The following is an 18,614-nucleotide window of genomic DNA, read 5'->3' on the forward strand; positions in this document are numbered from 1 at the left end:
GGATTTGAGGGAAACAAATGACGGCGAACGTCCGGTGGATATGATTCCTTTCTGAGATAGTTGCGGGTTTGTTGTTGTCTTTCCTCTATCGTCGTGATGCCTCCGTCATCAATGAGATACAACTGAAACCCACGCTGTTCCGCGTCATTTCAAGGGAAAGTGTCTGCGCCGTGCAATGATGTGCGATTGTTGTCCCGTGAGCCGATTCTGAGGTGTTGAGGAAGAGGTCGGATGACCTACATTCCTCGGCAGTCACAGTTGTCGTGCGCTCCCCGCGCACCCATCCCTCATGATCGGAATCCATCGGCATGTCCCAGTCATCACGTCGCCCGCAGTGCGGGCGTGAAGGACTACTGCGCAGATTCTTTGCAGTGGTCGGCTCTCTTGCGGTCGTCCTGGTGACCATGGTGTCGCTCCCGTGGACGGCGCCTCCCGCGGACGCCTCCACCAGTGACCTCACCATTCCCCTGGGGGACACCGCGGTGCAGATCTCCTATGTGCGCACCCTTGACACGGTTGATCGGGTGTACGACACGGTGAACGGAGCCGGCTACAACTCCTACCCGTGGGAGTGGGCCTACGCGCGTGCCTGCACTCGCTACACGCCGGGCTACAACAACTACTGGACTGACTATGTTCACGGCAGCAGCGGCCAGTACGCGGCGGTCGGTTATGGACGCAAGGTGGATGAGGGTGCCTGCCCCACCTACTACCAAGGCGAGCCGGGTGATGTGCAGACCTCGCTGGGTTTCCAGCCCTCCAACACCACGAGTGTCAAGGCCGGAAACGTCTTCCTCGTGGGGCGGATGCGCCACGTCAACAGCCCGATCTACTCTGACAACAGCGCCGTGACCAACCCCTCCCAGGGCAAGGGCACCACCTACTACGGCAGCTTCAACATCAACACCGCCCAGACGATTCAGGCCGACTTCCCGTGGACCGAGTTCGACACCACGAACGTCTGCACCGGGAAGCTCGACTCGAACGGCAAGCTCATCATCGGCGACTACGGCACTGAGAATCAAACGGTCAGGACGCAGTACGCCTATGACCGGAACGGGAGGGTTGGCCGTTACGACGGGTCCACCTACACCTACCTGTACCAGAACGGCTCCCTGGTCTGGTTCAACGGTGTCATGACCCAGGACTTCACCGACAAGATCGGACACAGCTGCGCCGACGACATCCTCGACATCATGTCCGACCGCTCCGACACCTCCTGGACGGACCCCAACACCGGCATCAAGTACAAGCTCAAGCTGTGGGGATTCGTCAACAACGGAAACAACCAGGAGTGCCGACCTGACCTGGAGAAGGCAGAGACCTCCGAGCTGGAGGAGCGCTTCGTCACCCGTGAGCGAGCCGTCTCCTACGGCTGCCTCTACGGCTCCATCGAGCAGGAGCGTCCGGTGACCTTCGCCAAGGACGTCAAGGCGGACTCATCGGTTCAGGGATCGTTGACGATCCCCACCTTCAACTACGTCAACGCCTCACCGGAAGGAACCTTCGGCGCCAAGAACTGGGGCACCCCCAAGTCCCTGACCCCCACCTGGAACGCTGAGGACGTCGACCCCAAGGACTACACCCTGCTGGCTCCCAACGACGCCGCCACGGTGCAGGAGGCGGGCACCACCCCGCAGGCCGCCGTCGACCGGAACACCGGTGACGTCTGGACCACCGGCTGGTTCCTGCGCGACGTCAGCTGCACGGTGGGGAAGGGCAGCGCCCCGCTGCTGCGCCGTGACGGAACCACCCGCCTGGACAAGTCCGACTCCGTGAACCTCGACCAGCGCACCATCCGCCTCGATGAGACCCAGCTGGCCGAGCGCCAGGACGAGGTCGCCGTCAAGTGCGTCTGGCACAACGAGTACGTCGTCGGCCGTGGGCGCGTCACCCTCGTCAACATCGTCGATGGCGGCAGCGCCAGGCCCGAGCAGTGGACCTTGACCGCCAAGCCCGCCACCGATGGGCTCTTCGGGCAGAAGACCATCACCGGTGCCAGCGGCACGCCCGCCGTCAGCAAGGTCTACACCGCCGGCGGCACCTACGGCCTGTCCTCGGGCAACGGCCCCGATGGGTACTCGCAGAACGGCCCCTGGGTCTGCACCAACGACGACGGCAGCAACGTGCCCGTCAGCGCGGACAACAAGTTCGTGCTGGGCGAGGGCAAGAACGTCACCTGCGTCGTGCACCAGAAGCCCCAGCAGACCCCCGTCAGCGCGGTCAAGAGCGTTGAAGGCGCCTCCGACGCCGCCACGGCCGGCTCCTACTCCCTGAGCTACACCTGCACCCCGGGCCCCGACGGCAAGGGTGCCTCCACCGGCAAGATCACGGTGGACGCCCAGGGCAACGTCGCGGACCTGCCCGCCCAGCGCGTGGGCGCCACCTGCACGGTCACCGAGGATGCTCGTGACGCCAGGGGACTCAAGCAACCCGGAACCTCGGCCGGCGGAAGCGTCAGCTGGAAGGACCCGGCCGCCTTCAAGGTGGTCACCAACCCGGGCAACCAGGAGCGGGAGCTCGCCTCCACCGCCGTGGCCCCGACCAACGGCAACGCCGGCGGTGTCACCTTCACCGTGCCCGATTCCACGCAGGGCGCCGTGCGGATCAAGGTCGTCAACTCCGTCGTCCCGCACGCCGGTATCGACAAGACCTTCGCCAAGGTCAGCAAGAGCACCGAGAAGGTCAACGGTCGCACCACCTTCGACCAGACCTACACCATCACGGTGACCAACCCCTCCGCCAAGGCGGGCCTCACCTACGACCTTAACGACGCCTGGCAGGTCCCCACCGGGGTCACCGTCCACAAGGTCAGCATCTCAGGTGGCGCCATCAACGGCACCGAGACGCCTCAGGCCGGGGTGCCCTACGTCAAGACCGGCATCTCCCTGCCCGCGGGCCAGAAGCACACCTACACGGTGGTGCTCAACGTCTCCGGTCCCGACGCCGGACTGCCCGGCATCCAGGGAACCTGCACCCCGGGCGCCGTCGGTCAGGGCAAGGCCATCTACAACAAGGCCTCGGTGACCACCAAGGGCGACGGGCAGCCCAAGGAGGCCGCGGCCTGCGGCACCCTGCCCGCCAACCCCCAGTTCAAGGCCTCCAAGACCCCGCTCGACGTGGTCCGCAACAGTGATGGCACCTTCACCTCCAGCTACACGGTGACGGTCACCAACACCTCGCTGGTCGCCAGCCCGGTGGCCGCCGACCTCACCGACACCCCGCAGATGCCCACCGGCACCCGCCTGAGCCGGATCAAGGTCCTGGAGAAGGGAGTCGACGCCCAGGGCGTCACCCTGCCCGCCATCAACCCTGCCAACGGAACCCTCAACGGCTCGATCACCCTCATCAAGGGCGGTACCGGCGAGAGCCTCGCCGCCGCTCCCCGGGCCGGGGCCGACGGTGGCAGCCGTACCTTCACGATGCAGATGACCTTCACCGTTCGCGAGAACACCCCGGGCTACAACGAGTCCGACTTCCAGTGCGGTCACCAGCGCGCCGACGGCAAGCCCTCCGGCCTGGTCAACACCATCGCCATGGAAGGCGACACCGACGGCGAGGGGAACAACCACGGCTGCCTGTCCACCGACGGCAAGCTGAAGTTCTCCAAGGAGGTCACCACCCAGCCGGGCAACGGCTCGACCTTCGACGTCGTCTACACCGTGAGCGTGGTCAACGAGGGATCGCTGTCGGTGTCCACCGGACCGATCAACGACAAGCCCTCCTTCGCCCCCGGGCTCAACCCGACCCTGGTCAAGGTGCAGCGCGAGATGGGACCGACCCGGACGGTCAACGCCCAGGCCGACGGCTCCTACCGCCTGTCCGACAACGAGACCCTCTACTCGGGCCTGACGATCCGCTACACCGTCACCTTCACAGTGAAGATCGACCCGTCGGTCACCGGATACCGCGATGAGCTGCTGTCCTGCACCACGGACAAGGGGCGCCTCGTTCCCGGCCACGGCCTCTACAACAAGGTCGTGCCTCAGACGGGCAAGGACTCCGACACCCGGCCCGATCACGACGTGGCCTGCGCCAACGTCTCGCCCAATGCCGGCAAGCGCATCCTGTCGATCGTCAAGACCGGCAGCCAGGGCCCCCTGGATGACGCGGCCTTCGACCTCTACCCGATGGACCCCTCCACCCCGGGTGCCAAGCCCCTGATCGACGGCGTGACCTTCACCGGCGGCAAGGGAACCGGAACCTTCACCACCACGGGACTGGCCATCAACCGCGAGTACTGGCTGGTGGAGACCAAGGCTCCCGCCGGGCACCAGCTCATGGCCAAGCCGGCCCGCTTCAAGGTGACTGACACGGGCATCGAGCTCATCACCGCCACTCCCGGCGGCTCGGCCCTGACGGTCTCGCGCAGCGGTGCCAGCAAGTCCGACGACACCATCACCGTCCGAGACCTCCAGATCGGCACCCTGCCTCTGTCCGGTGGACGCGGAATCGGTATGAACATCGCCGTCGGAATCGCGGCCATCACCGGCGCCGGCCTGCTGGCACTGCGTCAACGAAAGACTTCCTCGTTCGGGCGCTCAGCCTGATCGCGAGAAGAACCCACGACTCCGCTCCGTCGCGCGCGGGTCACCCCTTCTATCCCTCATTCATCCCAACAACACAGGAGAGAACAGCAATGCACTCCCTCAACACGCGCCGGGGCCTCGGCCTCGCCGCTGCGATGACGCTCGCCGCCGGCGCGCTCGTCGCCCCGACCGGCGCGGCGGCACCCGCTGACCCGAACGGCTCCACCATCGACCCCGACGCAGCCACCACGCTGACCGTCCACAAGTGCGAGCAGACCGACACCAACGGCGTCAAGGAGGGGACCGGTAACGAGGACCCCCAGGCCGAGTGCAAGCCCGTCTCCGACGTCGAGTTCACCATCACCAAGCTGAACGTGGACCTGACGACCTACGACGGCTGGAAGACCCTCGCGGACCTCAAGGGTGACGTGGTCAAGGCCGGTGCCCTCAAGAGCACCACCGTCCAGAAGATCACCACCGGTGCCAACGGCCTGGCCTCCTTCACCGACGCCCAGACCGAGGTCGGTGCCTACCTCGTCAGCGAGACGCGCACCCCGGACAAGGTCATCCCGGCCGAGGACTTCGTCGTCACCCTGCCGATGACCAACCCGCAGGACACCGCCAAGTGGAACTACAACGTCCACGTCTACCCCAAGAACACCCTCTCCGGTGTGGACAAGCAGGTGACGGACAAGCCGGCCCCCGGCTCCGGGCGCGACATCACCTACACCATCACCACCTCCATCCCGAAGGTGGACTACCCCGGCGGTGCACGCATCAAGCGCTACGAGGTCGTTGACCGCCTCGACAAGCGCATCAACAAGGACGCCCTGACCCCGGTCGTCAAGATCGTCGGTCAGAACGAGACGACCCTGGCGAACGGCACCGACTACAACCTCATCACCGCCGAGGGCAAGGACCACAACTGGGCCACCATCCAGCTCACCGAGGAGGGCCGCCGCAAGGCCTCCGAGGCGCGCTACAACGGCAACGGTGACACCAAGATCGAGGTGACCCTGACCGCCAAGTTCGACGCCGCCGTCAACCTGGAGGGCGACCTGTCCAACACCGCGGGCCTCATCCCCAACGACAGCCCCAACTTCACCTGGGACCCGAACAACCCCGGTACCACCACGGACATCCCCGGCATCCCCACCACCCCCGTGCTCTCCAAGTACGGCAAGGTGGTCGTCACCAAGACCGGTACGGACCAGTTGGCCGACAAGACCAAGTACAACGGCGCCCAGTTCCAGGTCTACGAGTGCACCAAGACCGCCAGCGGTGCCACGCTGCGTGACTCCGACCCCAGCACCCCGACCGTCGACCCGCTGACCATCGGTGGGGAGAAGACCTTCACCACCGCCGGCCAGGGCACCGTGGAGATCAACTACCTGCGCGCCAACGACTACGTCAACGGTGCCAAGAAGGACCAGCTGACCGACGAGGACCACTACTGCCTCGTGGAGACCAAGGCGCCTGAGGGCTACACCCTCCAGGCCGACCCGATCCCCTTCCGGGTCCTGGCCGCTGACGCCGAGGCGAAGGCCCCGACCAACCTGACCGTGACCGACATCCCGAAGAACGCCGGCTTCCGCCTGCCGCTGACCGGTGCCAACGGCGTCATCTTCCTGACCGTCGCCGGCGCCCTGCTGGTGGCCGGTGGCGCGGTGGTCGCCTACGCCAACAAGCGCCGTCACGTTGCCAAGCACTGACAGCCTCTGGCAGCCACTGAGGTGACCGGCCCCAGCCGGCCGTCATCACGCTGACTGCTTCCGTGTGGGGGAGGCGGGAGAACCCGTCTCCCCCACACGGGCGTCGCAGGGATCCTCCCTGCCAATCGTTAAAGCCACAACCGATCCCCACCCATCTCTCGCAGCGAGCTCCGCAGACAACCCGACGCAGGAAGGCACGGTTCTCCGTGACAGCGCTACTCCCATCACTTCGTGACCGCATCTCCCAGTCCCGCATGAGCCAGGCCCAGGGGGAGCCCGACGACGCGACCCCGCAGCCCGGCCCCGACGGCCCCGCCTCGCCGGAGACCGACCCGAAGAAGGCGGCCCGCCGCAAGGTCCTGCGTGAGCGCTTCCTGACCTGGCTGCCGCTGGTCCTGGTCCTGGTCGGCGTCGCCGTCCTCCTGTACCCGGTCATGGCGACCCAGCACAACAATGACGAGCAGCAGCGCCTGGCCAAGATGTACACCGCCACGGTGAACTCGGCCGGCCCGGAGACCATCGCCAAGGAGCGCGCCTCCGCCGAGACCTACAACAACAACCTGGAGAGCGCGCCGATCCTCGACCCCTGGCTCGAGTCGCAGCGCCCCGACACCCCCCAGTACCAGGCCTACCTCCACGAAATGGACATCGACCCGGTCATGGCCCGGATCGTCATCCCCTCCATCCACGTGAGCCTGCCCATCTACCACGGCACCGACAGCCGCACCCTGACGGAGGGAGTCGGGCACCTGTTCGGCACGAGCCTGCCGATCGGCGGCCCCTCCACCCACTCGGTCCTCACCGGTCACACCGGGCTGTCCACCGCGACCATGTTCGACAACCTCAACCAGCTCAAGAAGGGCGACGTCTTCTACGTCTCCTCCTTGGGGCAGACCCTCAAGTACGAGGTCAACGACATCACCGTCGTCAAGCCCGAGGAGACCGACTCCCTGCGCAAGGTCCCCGGACGCGACCTGGTCACCCTCATCACCTGCACGCCCTACGGCGTCAACTCCCACCGCCTCCTGGTCACCGGCGAGCGCGTCCCCATGGACCCCACGGCCGCCGCGGCCGAGGAGGCCAAGGCCCTGCCCGCCCCCATGCAGACCTGGATGAAGGCCATCATCGTGGCCGTCGTCATCATCCTGGCCGTCGTCGTCGGAATCCTCGTGCGCCTGTGGTGGACGCGTCGTCGCCGCTCCCGGGGTGCCGCTGGGCGAGCCGTCAAGGGCTCAGCCGCCCGCGAGGCAGGCCGCGGTAACGTCAGCAGTGATGCCCTCAGCGAGGGCCGCGGTGATGACTCACCCGACGACGGCGCGCGCGAGCGCTGGCCCGGACGCCCCCTGCAGGACGTCGTCGGCTCCGCCGGGGCCGCCGGGGCAGCCGTGGCCGATGCGCAGTTCACCGATGACACCAGCGAGCTCGAGGTCATCAGCCCATCAGGTGCCGCGGGGCAGAGTGCCGGAAGTGACGTCTCCCAGGATCCGGAGGCCGCTCCCATCGAGCAGCCGGCCCCCAGGACGGCCTCCCCCTACGGGCCGATCACCCCGGCGGCAGGCGGCCAGGGGGAGGACCCCTTCAGCGACCTGAAGGCACGTGAGTCGTGAGCAGTCCCGCACAGGAATCGCTGCTGACTTCCTATTGGTTGGTGCGTTCGAGAACCTACGATCGGCCGGTGGCCTCCTTTCAGTCGCAGTCCTCCCGCTCCCTGGGGCAGCTGCGCCTGCGCGGGGGCCTGCTGGTCCTGTCCTGCCTGGCGGCGACGCTCGGCCTGTGGGGGCTGTTCGTGTTCACCCACACCGGCCAGGCCCTCGACGCCATGGCCCTGGAGGGCTCGGAGATCGGCTCGCACTACGTGAGCGCCCACGCCCGCAGGCTCCTGTCGGTGGTGTCCATGCCGGCCGCGGTCGTCCTGGTGGTGACGATCCTCGTCATCGGTCTGCTGCGGCGCAGCCACCGGCGCGCGGTGTGGGCCGTCGTTGCTGTGGTCGGGGCCAACCTGACCACCCAGATCCTCAAGTACCAGTTCCTGTGGCGGCCCGACTTCAACATCACCGAGCGCTGGGACAACGCCAACACCCTGCCCTCGGGGCACACCACCATGGCGGCCTCGGCCGCGGTCGCCCTCATCCTGCTGTCCGGGCGGCGCTGGCGGCCGCTGTCGGCCTGGGCCGGGGGACTGTTCACCATCGCCATGGGCTACTCCACCCTGGTGTGCCAGTGGCACCGCCCCTCCGACGTCCTGGCCGGGATCTTCGTGCCCGTGGCCTGGGGCGCTCTCGCCGTGGCCGGCGGGGCCTGGCGCGCCCCCTGGTCCCTGCGCGAGGGGACCGGGGAGGAGAGCTCTGGTGAGGTGCCCGGGCTGACCACCGTGGGGACGATCCCGGTGGCGGCCGCCGGGCCGCGCTTATGGCACCAGCTCCTCGGCAACATTCTCATGGCGGCCGCCGGCATCGTGTGCACCCTGGGGGCGCTCAGCCTGGGCGCCTGGGTGTGGTGGCACCTGGATGGCCCGGAGACGCGCTGGCAGCTCTTCGGCGCCTACGCCACCGGGTCGGTGGCCGTCGTCGGCGTCACCTGCCTGGCCCTGTCCGCGCTCGTCTCGCTGACCGACTGGGGGCGCACCCGCCGCAAGCACGAGGCCCGCCACCGCGACTGACGCCTACCCGGCGCCGTCGGGTACGAGCCCCACTGAGGGGGGATCGCCGCTCACTCCACGAGGGTGGGGTGTTACTGGAGGAGGGTTGGGTGCACTCCGGGTGGGTAGGGCCTTCGTGCAGTACGCACAACCCTTGGCCAGTGGATCCCGACCCTCGTGGAGTAGGCCGACTCGAGGCGAGACTCAAAGCGGAGCCGGCGTCGAGTCATAGCCTCCAGGCCCCAGCGCCGGCGGGCAGGGAGCGGTGGGGCGGACCTGTGCGGAGACGCCGGGTTATGCCGTAAGAACCCCGGGCTGACTCCTGCGCGGCCCGGTGTCCACAGCGCTGACATGACCGAGCCTGCCGCCGAAGCGCCCAACGGAGATCGTTGGAATTCTGCGGTTCTTCACCGGCATGCAGTCCCGATTCGGGGTCAATGTCAGCGCTGTGGACACCGACGCCCCACCAGACCTCTTCCCTTCGTCCCGTCCTCGGCCCCAGGGCCACCGGCCTGCCCAAGGTTCCCGCCCGAGCGGATGTCTCAGAAGTAAGGAGACAGCATGGCACGCACACCCCTCTGCGAAGAGTGCCCCGCCACCGCGACTGATGCGCGGCCTTACTCCTCGACGGCGGCGGCCGGGAGCCTGACGCTGAAGGTGGTCCCGTGGTCCTCGGGCGCGGTGGAGGAGTCGACGTCGATGCTCCCGCCGTGGGACTGGACGATGGCCAGAGCGATCGACATGCCCAGGCCCGTGGAGCCGGTGCGCCGCTCACGTGAGGAGTCCCCCCGGGCGAAGCGCTCGAAGAGGCGGTCGCGCACGTCGGGGGCGATCCCCGGGCCGTCGTCGTGGATGCGTACGATGAGCGTGTCCCCCTCGCGGGCCAGCGTCGTGGTCACGTGGCTACCGGCCGGCGTGTGCACCCGGGCGTTGGCCAGGAGGTTGACGACGACCTGACGCAGACGGGCCTCGTCACCGATGACCAGCGGAGGCTCGGGCAGGAAGTCCTCGGCCTCCTGCGGCGTGGCGTCGGCCGGAGGCTCCAGGACGGCCAGGTCCAGCTGCCAGTCGTGGTCGGGGCCGGCCGCGCGGGCGTCGGCCACCGTGTCCACCAGGAGGCCGACCAGGTCCACCTCCTCGCGGCGCAGCTCGCGCCCGGCGTCCAGGCGGGCCAGCAGCAGCAGGTCCTCGACGAGCGCCGTCATCCGCACCGACTCGGAGTGCACGCGCTCCAAGGCATAGGTGGCCTCCTCCGGCAGGTCGGCGTCAGCGCCCTCGCGGCGGATGAGCTCGGTGTAGCCGCGGATCGAGGCCAGCGGCGTGCGCAGCTCGTGGGAGGCGTCGGCCACGAACTGGCGCACCTGCGTCTCTGAGCGCTGGCGCGCGCCCAGAGCGGACTCCACGTGCCCCAGCAGCGTGTTGAGAGCGCCGCCGACCTGCCCGACCTCGGCCGAGGAGTCCAGGTCCGCCTTCTCCACGCGGTCCTCGATGCTCACCTCGCCGCGCTCCAGCGGCTGGGAGGCCACGCGCTGCGCGGTGCGGGCCACCCGCTCCAGGGGCGCCAGCGCGGAACGCACCATGGTCCGCCCAGCCAGGGCCACCACGAGGGCGCCCACCAGGGCCACCGCCAGCTCGATGAGCAGCTGGGTGCGGATGAGCCCCTTGTCCCCCTCCAGGGAGAGCCCGGTGATGACCGTACTGCCCGAGGCCTCATCGCGGGTGGCCACCACCCGGTAGCTGCCCAAGTGGTGCAGGTCCACGGTGACGGGGTGCTCCTCCGTGGCCTGGGACAGCAGCAGCCGGCAGTCCTCCTTGGAGATGGACGCGTAGTGGCCGTTCTTGTCGATGTAGGCGGCGGTCTCACTGGTCTCACCGTCAGAGGATGACGTCTGCGGAGTAATGAGCGTCAGCGTGCCGGTCGACTGTCCGGCGGCATCCAGGCCGGGAGGGACCCCGGGCTTATCGGGGCCTCCGCCGGCCGCGTCGGGCTGGTCTCCCTGGTTCTTCGTGCCCTCCTGGGCCGCCTCATCGGAGGCCTTCTTGGCCTCCTGGGTCAGGTCGTGGCGCTTGTCGGCGGCGCGCTGGGCGGCCGCCATCAGCTGGCTGTCCGTGCGTGCCATGAGCGTGTGGCGCAGGCTGACGGTGGAGAAGGCGCTCATGACCGCCGCCATGACCAGGACCAGCCCGAGCACCCCGACCACCAGCCGGGTGCGCAGACTGCGGGGAGGCGTGAGCAGTGAGCCGGGCCGCCATGAGCGCAGGCTCATCCGCCGCCCGGTCGGTGCCGGCTGCTGGGACATCTGCGGGCGCTCAGCCGCGCTCATCGGTGCCGGCGGCCGGCTTGAGGACGTATCCGACGCCGCGCATCGTGTGGATCATGGGCTCGCGGCCCTTGTCGATTTTGCGGCGCAGGTAGGAGATGTAGAGCTCGACGATATTGGCCTGCCCGCCGAAGTCGTAGTTCCACACCCGGTCCAGGATCTGCGGCTTGGACAGGACCCGGCGGGGGTTGCGCATGAGGTAGCGCAGCAGCTCGAACTCGGTGGCGGTCAGCTGGATCTCGTCCTCGCCCCGCCAGACCTCGTGGGAGTCCTCGTCCATGCGCAGGTCCCCGACCTCCAGGATGGAGGCCGGTTTCTCCTCGCTGGCCCCGGAGCGGCGCAGCAGGGCGCGCAGTCGGGCCACGACCTCCTCCAGGGAGAAGGGCTTGGTGACGTAGTCGTCGCCGCCTGCGGTCAGCCCGGCCACGCGGTCCTCGACGGCGTCCTTGGCCGTCAGGAACAGGACCGGCACGTTCGGGCGGTGGCCGCGCACCCGGCGCATGACCTCCAGGCCGTCGAAATCGGGCAGCATGATGTCCAGGACGATGACGTCGGGGTCGATCTCCTGGGCGGAGCGCACGGCTGCGATCCCGGTCCCGGCAGTGGTGACCTCCCATCCCTCGTAACGCAGGGCGGAGGCGAGCAGGTCGGCGAGCATCTGCTCGTCGTCGACGACCAGGACGCGCAAGGGGGAGCCGTCGGCACGGGTGAGGTTCTCGGTGGGGGCGTTAGTCACGTCATCTATTCAACAGGAAGGCGCTGTGCTCGACCACAGCGCAACCTGTGTCTCGACTGTGTTACCGATCTGAGACCGAACGGAGACGCGGCGGCTCGAACGCTGTGACATGCTTAAGCGGGTATGCGTCTTGGTTGTTGATCTCCACATTCGCGTGCACCGGAACGTTACTTCATAGCGTAGCCCCCGAGAGAGCGGCCAAGTGTATCTCTGCCGTCCCTCATCAAGTGTGTCGCCGTCGGTGAACCGGCGTCGACCTCATTTCCCTCATACATCCCTCAGACAGCAACAGCAGGAGAGACATGGAATACGTCGATGGCAACGAGCGCCGCTTCGGTGCCGAGGACCTGTTCTTCTCAACGACGGATACCAAGGGTGTCATTCGCAGGACCAACCGGGTCTTTGATTCGCTGTCCCGTTACAGCCCCGAGGAGCTCGTCGGCTCTCCGCACAACATCATCCGGCACGATGACATGCCCGCCGGTGCCTTCAAGCTCATGTGGGACGAGCTCGAGCAGGGACGCTCCTCCTGCGTCTACGTGCTCAACCGGGCCCAGGACGGACGGGACTACTGGGTCTTCGCCACGATCGCTCCGCTGGCCGACGGCTACCTGTCCGTGCGCGTGCGCCCGACCAACCACGCCATGTTCACGCCCGTCAAGGAGATCTACGCCCGCGTGCGGGCCGCCGAGCGTGCCTACGCCGAGGAGGGCCACGGGCGCCGGGAGGTCGCCGAGCACGGGGCGGCGCTGCTGACCGAGGAGCTGGCGAAGCTTCAGTACCACGACCTGCACAACTTCGCCCGGGCCGCCCTGCCGCGCGAGCTGGCCCTGCTGGTCGTCGAGGGCGTGCGGGTGCCGCCGCGCGCCGAGTCGGACAACCCCATGTCCGCCGTCCTGCAGGCCGTCGCCGCCATCGAGCGGGACACCGACGAACTCATCTACCAGCTCGGCGAGTACCAGGAGCTCATCAACGGCCTGGGCTCCTGGGCCGGAGGGGTGCGCTCGGTCATTGACCGGGCCGACCGCGTGGGCTCCCTCATGGGGGAGGTGACCAGTCCCGACGCCGAGTCCTCCGTGCCCACCGTCTCCGAGCGAGTCAAGGAGCGTGGGGCTCAGGCCGTTGAGGTACTGCGCCAGCTCAACTCCTCCCTCGTGGCGCTCTACGAGGCGGCCTCCGAGGTGCGCTTCCGCAGCTCGATGATGCGTCTGCACACCCTCATGGCCGGCATCTTCGCCGCCGCCGTCCTGGACGGCCAGGAGGGGGAGTCCGCCGACGCCATCGGCGACCTCGCCGAGGCGATGCTCTCCGACCTGGAGGAGCTCGTGCCCTCCTGCCAGGAGGCGGCGAATCTGGCCGAGCGCCTGGAGGGCGATCTTCGCTCCGTGGTCAGTAACCTCGACCGCGTCAAGCGGCCCTTCCAGCGCTGGATCCGCGCTCTTCAGGACGAGGGGGCCCAGGCGCTCGTCGAGGGTGTCGACGCCGAGGCGGCCCTGAGTGAGGCGGTCGCCGTGGGTGAGCAGGGCTTCCCGGAGACGGCCTCGTTGGCCGAGCTGGCCGCCAAGGCCCGTGGCGTCGTTGTGACCTTGGACGAACCCGTCATCCGTCAGCGGGTGGCGACGGTTCGTGAGACTCTGAGCCACCTGGGGGAGTAATTGTCGATAATCTACAAGATAGGTCCCACCTTATTGGTGACAATGTCATAAATTGTCTTCCGCGGGCACGTACGTTTCGTTACCTTCTTCCCGGCACTGTGTGAGGAGCTGAAGGAATAGTCCTCTGGCGAGGTGCTCCCGCGAATTATTCACCCTGAAGGAAAGCACCATGGAGTCGCAGGTCGGTTACGAGCGTTTGTTCGATCCGCAGGACATCTTCTTTTCCACCACGGATCTCAAAGGCGTCATCCAGAACACGAACCGGACGTTCGATACGCTGTCGCGTTACTCGCGTGAGCGTCTCATCGGGGCTCCGCACAACATCATTCGTCACCTGGACATGCCGGCGGGTCTGTTCCGCCTCATCTGGGACGATCTGCAGACCCGGCGCCCGGCCTGCGGCTACATCACCAACCGTGCCGTGGACGGCCTGGACTATCGGGTCTTCGCCACTATCGTGCCGCTGCGTCAGGGCTACCTGTCGGTGCGGATCAAGCCGATGGATGGGGCGACCAGGGACCGGGTCGAGGAGGCCTACCGCCGGGTGCGCGCCAAGGAACGCGACCTTCAGGCCCGGGGCGCCTCACGCCACCAGCTCGGCGAGTTCGGCGGCCGTGAGCTGGCCGCGGAGCTGGCGGCCCTGGGCTTCCCCTCCCTGCACGACATGACCTTGGCGACCCTGCCGCGTGAGGTGGCCGCCCTGGTCACCGCCGGGGTGCGCGTCCCGTCGGCCGCCCCCGAGGGCCTGGGCGCCGTGGCCCGGATCCTCAACGCGGTGGCCGCCATGGAGAAGGACACCGATGCCCTGGTCTACGAGCTCGATGAGTACCTGCGGCTCATCACCACCATGGAGGCCACCCACGACTCGGCCCGGGCGGTGGAGGCGCGGGTGGGGCGCATCGGCCAGCTGGTCTCCCACGACGTCGGCGACAGCGCCCAGACCAAGGTGCTCATGCTCAGCGAGCGCATCGCCGAGCTCACCGGCGTCGCGGGTGCCGAGCTGAACGCACTGCCCTCGCGGCTCAAGGTCCTGCACCAGTCGGTCACCGAGCTGCGCTTCTCCGTGGCCCTCATGCGCCTGCTCACCCTCATGGTGGGGCGCTTCGCCCAGTCCATCCTCGATGGCACTGAGGTGGACGCCGTGCACTCCCTGACGGACCTGTGCGAGGCGCTGGAGTCCGGCTTCCGCGGCCTGGGGCCCGTGCTGCAGGCCGTGAGCACCCAGGTCGCCCAGCTCAACGATGCCCTGCGCACCGTGACCTCCAGCCTGGACCGTGCGGCCCGGCGCCTGGGGCAGTGGGTGGACCTGCGTGGCGGCGGGGCCGGCTCCTCGGGCTCACCGATCATCGACGAGGTCGCCCAGCTCACCTCCCGCGGCTTCCCCGAGGTCCGCTCCCTGGCCGAGCTGGCCGCCGAGTGCCGCGGACTGCACCTGCCCTACGACGAGCGCATCGCCGCTCAGCGCCTGGCGGCCGTGCGCAGCGCCCTGGCCGAGCTCATCTGAGACGAAAGTCGTTCTTCCGGACACTGCCTGGTTGGAAAAGGTGGGTGGTGCGTTACAGTCGGCTGGGAGCCGGCACGCGCCGACTCCCCACCGTCCCCCTTCGTCGGGGCCCGGATCGCCCGGATCCTCACGATCCCGCGGTGATCTTCAGGGCCCGGCGACAACCGCCCGCAGACCCACCAGCCGCGGCCAGCCGCGCACCACCCGTGAGGAAGGCTTTACGTGTCCACCAAGCTCGTCATCGTGGAGTCCCCCAACAAGGTGCGCTCCATCGCCGGCTACCTGGGTCCGGAGTTCGACGTCGAGGCCTCCGTGGGGCACATCCGCGACCTGCCGCAGCCCTCCGAGCTGCCCGCCACCATGAAGAAGGGCCCCTACGGGAAGTTCGCGGTCGACGTCGAGGACGACTTCACCCCCTACTACGTCGTCAACCCCGACAAGAAGAAGACGGTCGCCCAGCTCAAGAAGGCCCTCAAGGAGGCCGACGAGCTCTACCTGGCCACCGACGACGACCGCGAGGGCGAGGCCATCGCCTGGCACCTCCAGCAGGTCCTCAAGCCCAAGGTGCCGGTGCGCCGCATGGTCTTCACCGAGATCACCCGCGAGGCCGTCACCCGGGCCCTGGACAACACCCGCGAGCTCGACATCCACCTCGTCGACGCCCAGGAGACCCGCCGCATCCTGGACCGCCTCGTGGGCTACGAGGTCAGCCCGGTCCTGTGGCGCAAGGTCCGTGCCGGCCTGTCCGCCGGGCGCGTGCAGTCAGTGGCCACCCGCCTCGTCGTCGAGCGCGAGCGTGAGCGCATGGCCTTCCGCTCCGCCTCCTACTGGGGGGTGGAGGCCACCTTCTCCACCGTCCTGTCCGCCGTGGACGTCACCGCCCGCCAGGAGGCCTCCTTCACCGCCCGGCTCGTCACCCTCGACGGGCGGCGCGTGGCCACCGGCCGCGACTTCAACGACGACGGCCAGCTGCGCCCCGCCGCGCTCAAGGCCTCCGCCGTCCACCTCCACCAGGTGGGGGCCACCGCCGTGGCCGAGGCCATCGGGCGGGGAGAGCCCCGGGTGGTCGGCGTGGAGGACAAGCCCTACAAGCGCCGCCCGGCCGCCCCCTTCACCACCTCCACCCTCCAGCAGGAGGCCTCCCGCAAGCTGCGCATGAACCCGCGCGAGACCATGCGCGTGGCGCAGGGCCTCTACGAGAACGGCTTCATCACCTACATGCGCACCGACTCCACGGTCCTGTCCGGTCAGGCCGTGGCCGCGGCCCGCTCGCAGGTGGCCGAGCTCTACGGGGCCGAGTACGTCCCCGAGCGCCCCCGCGTCTACGCCTCCAAGTCCAAGGGCGCCCAGGAGGCCCACGAGGCGATCCGCCCCGCCGGCGACCACTTCCGCACCCCGGCCCAGGTCTCCGGTGAGCTCACCGGAGCCCAGTTCCGCCTCTACGAGCTCATCTGGAAGCGGACCGTGGCCTCCCAGATGGCCGACGCCGTCGGCTCGACCGCCACGGTGACCGTCGAGGTGCCGCTGACGCCGGTGGCCGGCGAGTCGCGCGACTCCGGCCCCACCTTCTCCACGGCCGGCCTGACGGCGTCGGGCACCGTCATCACCTTCCGCGGCTTCCTGGCCGCCTACGAGGAGGGGCGCGACGCCGAGCGCTACCAGGACGACGCCGGCGCCGCCGCCAAGGACTCCAAGGACGTGCGCCTGCCCGCGATGATCGCCGGCCAGGAGCTGGCCGCCCTGGACGCCGAGGCCTCCGGCCACGAGACCACGCCGCCGCCGCGCTACACCGAGGCCTCCCTGGTTAAGGCCCTTGAGGAGCGCGAGATCGGCCGCCCCTCGACGTACGCGGCCACGATGTCCACCATCTCCGACCGCGGCTACGTCGACCACCGGGGCCAGGCCCTGGTGCCCACCTGGCTCGCCTTCGCCGTCACCCGGCTGCTGGAGGAGAACTTCGCCGAGCTCGTCGACTACGACTTCACCGCCTCCATGGAGCGCGACCTGGACCGGATCGCCGCCGGTGAGGAGGACCGGGTCGCCTGGCTGCGGCGCTTCTACAACGGTCAGGGCGGCGCCGGCGCCGAGCAGGCCGCCCAGGCGGCCTCGGGCGAGCTCGAGGCCGCGGCCGCCGCGCTGCGCGCCCAGGGACTCAAGGGGCTGGTGGACAACCTCGGCGAGATCGACGCCCGCGCCGTCAACTCCATCGAGATCGGCGAGGGCATCACCCTGCGGGTGGGTCGCTACGGCCCCTACCTGGAGGACGCCGAGGGCAAGCGCGCCAACGTCCCGGCCGACCTCGCCCCCGACGAGCTGACCGTGGACAAGGCCCGCGAGCTCTTCACCCGCGCCGCCGACGACGGCCGCGAGCTCGGCGTCGACCCGGTCAGCGGGCACGTCATCATCGCCAAGGACGGCCGCTACGGCCCCTACGTCACCGAGGTCCTGCCCGAGCCGGAGGAGACGGCCGAGGCGGAGACGGCGAAGACTGCGAAGACGGCAAAATCGACGAAGACGAAGAAGACCACCAAGGCGGCCAAGCCCAAGCCCCGCACCGCCAGCCTCCTGCGTTCCATGGACCTGTCCACCGTGACCCTGGAGCAGGCCCTGGACCTGCTGAGCCTGCCGCGCGTCGTCGGCCAGGACCCGGAGTCGGGGGAGGACATCACCGCCCAGAACGGCCGCTACGGCCCCTACCTCAAGAAGGGTACGGACTCGCGCTCCCTGGAGACCGAGGAGCAGATCTTCACCGTCACCCTGGAGCAGGCCCTGGAGATCTTCGCCCAGCCCAAGCGGCGTCGAGGACAGGCGGCCGCCCGCGGACCGCTGCGCGAGCTGGGGCAGGACCCGGCCACTGAGAAGCCGGTGGTCATCAAGGACGGTCGCTTCGGCCCCTACATCACTGACGGGCATACCAACGTCACCGTGCCCCGCAGCGAGGACCCGGCCACCATCAGTGCCGAGCGCGCCTTCGAACTGCTGGCGGACAAGCGCGCCAAGGGCCCGGCCAAGAAGCGCACCACCCGCAAGACCACTGCCAAGAAGGCCACGACGAAGAAGACCACCACGAAGAAGGCGGCTACTACCAAGAAGGCCGCCACCAAGACGGCGACGAGCAAGGCAGCCGCCTCGAAGGAGGGCTGAGGGGCTCCGCGGTGGCGGTGCGGGCCTGCGGCCTTGGCGCGGACGTGCAGCGTTGGTGCGGGCCTCCGGCACTGCTGTGGCTGTTGCCGGTTGCCGTCGCCGGTCGCTGCTGCTGGCCGCCGTCGTGAGCCTTGGCCGGGGACATTCCACGCGGACGGGTGCGTTCCCCTCCGGTCGGGGATAGTCCGCGCGTCCGGGGACCGGATTCCTGTCCCCGACGGCGTCGAATGTCCCCGGCTGCAAGCAGGGGTCCCCGGCGGCGTCGAATGTCCCCGTGCGTGAGTAAGGGTCCCCGTCCGCGCAAGCCCAGTGACCCGTGAGCATCATCGCGGCCGGTGTCGCAGTTCTGCGACAGCACTGCGACGAGGAGGGGAC

At 68.7% G+C, this 18,614-nt stretch carries 9 protein-coding genes; 7 read left to right on the forward strand and 2 right to left on the reverse strand.

Annotated features, from left to right (window positions below):
- Window positions 1–371 precede the first annotated feature (371 nt).
- From JJJ14_RS01290 to JJJ14_RS01305, 4 genes are all read left to right on the forward strand, one after another.
- Window positions 372–4,550, forward strand: a complete 4,179-nt coding sequence (locus JJJ14_RS01290) for a SpaA isopeptide-forming pilin-related protein (protein WP_236592870.1) — start codon at window positions 372–374, stop codon at window positions 4,548–4,550.
- Between the two features lie 89 nt (window positions 4,551–4,639).
- Entirely contained in the window at window positions 4,640–6,241 is a 1,602-nt protein-coding gene (locus JJJ14_RS01295) for a SpaH/EbpB family LPXTG-anchored major pilin (protein WP_201444475.1), read from the forward strand.
- Between the two features lie 206 nt (window positions 6,242–6,447).
- On the forward strand, window positions 6,448–7,848 hold the full coding sequence (locus JJJ14_RS01300) for a class C sortase (protein WP_201444476.1): 1,401 nt from the start codon (window positions 6,448–6,450) through the stop codon (window positions 7,846–7,848).
- A gap of 68 nt (window positions 7,849–7,916) precedes the next feature.
- On the forward strand, window positions 7,917–8,900 hold the full coding sequence (locus JJJ14_RS01305; RefSeq protein ID WP_201444477.1) for a phosphatase PAP2 family protein: 984 nt from the start codon (window positions 7,917–7,919) through the stop codon (window positions 8,898–8,900).
- Window positions 8,901–9,496: 596 nt separating this feature from the next.
- Here JJJ14_RS01305 and JJJ14_RS01310 read toward each other — a convergent pair.
- The gene (locus JJJ14_RS01310; protein ID WP_201444478.1) at window positions 9,497–11,179 is read right to left on the reverse strand and encodes a sensor histidine kinase; all 1,683 of its coding nucleotides are present in this window, start codon (window positions 11,177–11,179) and stop codon (window positions 9,497–9,499) included.
- A gap of 10 nt (window positions 11,180–11,189) precedes the next feature.
- The gene (locus tag JJJ14_RS01315; protein WP_009406511.1) at window positions 11,190–11,936 is read right to left on the reverse strand and encodes a response regulator transcription factor; all 747 of its coding nucleotides are present in this window, start codon (window positions 11,934–11,936) and stop codon (window positions 11,190–11,192) included.
- 302 nt (window positions 11,937–12,238) lie between these two features.
- On the opposite strand from JJJ14_RS01315, the gene JJJ14_RS01320 reads away from it, so the two are divergent.
- The 3 genes from JJJ14_RS01320 (at window position 12,239) to topA (ending at window position 18,239) form a co-directional block, all read left to right on the forward strand.
- A complete protein-coding gene (locus JJJ14_RS01320) occupies window positions 12,239–13,591 on the forward strand; it encodes a PAS domain S-box protein (protein ID WP_201444479.1) in 1,353 nt (450 codons plus the stop codon).
- A 169-nt stretch (window positions 13,592–13,760) separates the two neighbouring features.
- Window positions 13,761–15,095 (forward strand): diguanylate cyclase, encoded by a 1,335-nt coding sequence (locus JJJ14_RS01325; protein ID WP_101558943.1) that lies wholly within the window; start codon window positions 13,761–13,763, stop codon window positions 15,093–15,095.
- Between the two features lie 222 nt (window positions 15,096–15,317).
- Window positions 15,318–18,239, forward strand: a complete 2,922-nt coding sequence (gene topA / locus JJJ14_RS01330; RefSeq protein WP_201444480.1) for a type I DNA topoisomerase — start codon at window positions 15,318–15,320, stop codon at window positions 18,237–18,239.
- The last annotated feature ends 375 nt before the right edge of the window (window positions 18,240–18,614 follow it).

The sequence above is a fragment of the Actinomyces sp. HMT 175 genome (genome assembly GCF_016694895.1).
Taxonomy (GTDB): domain Bacteria; phylum Actinomycetota; class Actinomycetes; order Actinomycetales; family Actinomycetaceae; genus Actinomyces; species Actinomyces oris.

Coding starts and splice junctions, on each gene's coding strand:
- JJJ14_RS01295 (WP_201444475.1), top strand. CDS start 4,640: ATGCACTCCCTCAACACGCGCCGGGGCCTCGGCCTCGCCGCTGCGATG.
- JJJ14_RS01325 (WP_101558943.1), top strand. CDS start 13,761: ATGGAGTCGCAGGTCGGTTACGAGCGTTTGTTCGATCCGCAGGACATC.
- JJJ14_RS01310 (WP_201444478.1), bottom strand. CDS start 11,179: ATGTCCCAGCAGCCGGCACCGACCGGGCGGCGGATGAGCCTGCGCTCA.
- JJJ14_RS01320 (WP_201444479.1), top strand. CDS start 12,239: ATGGAATACGTCGATGGCAACGAGCGCCGCTTCGGTGCCGAGGACCTG.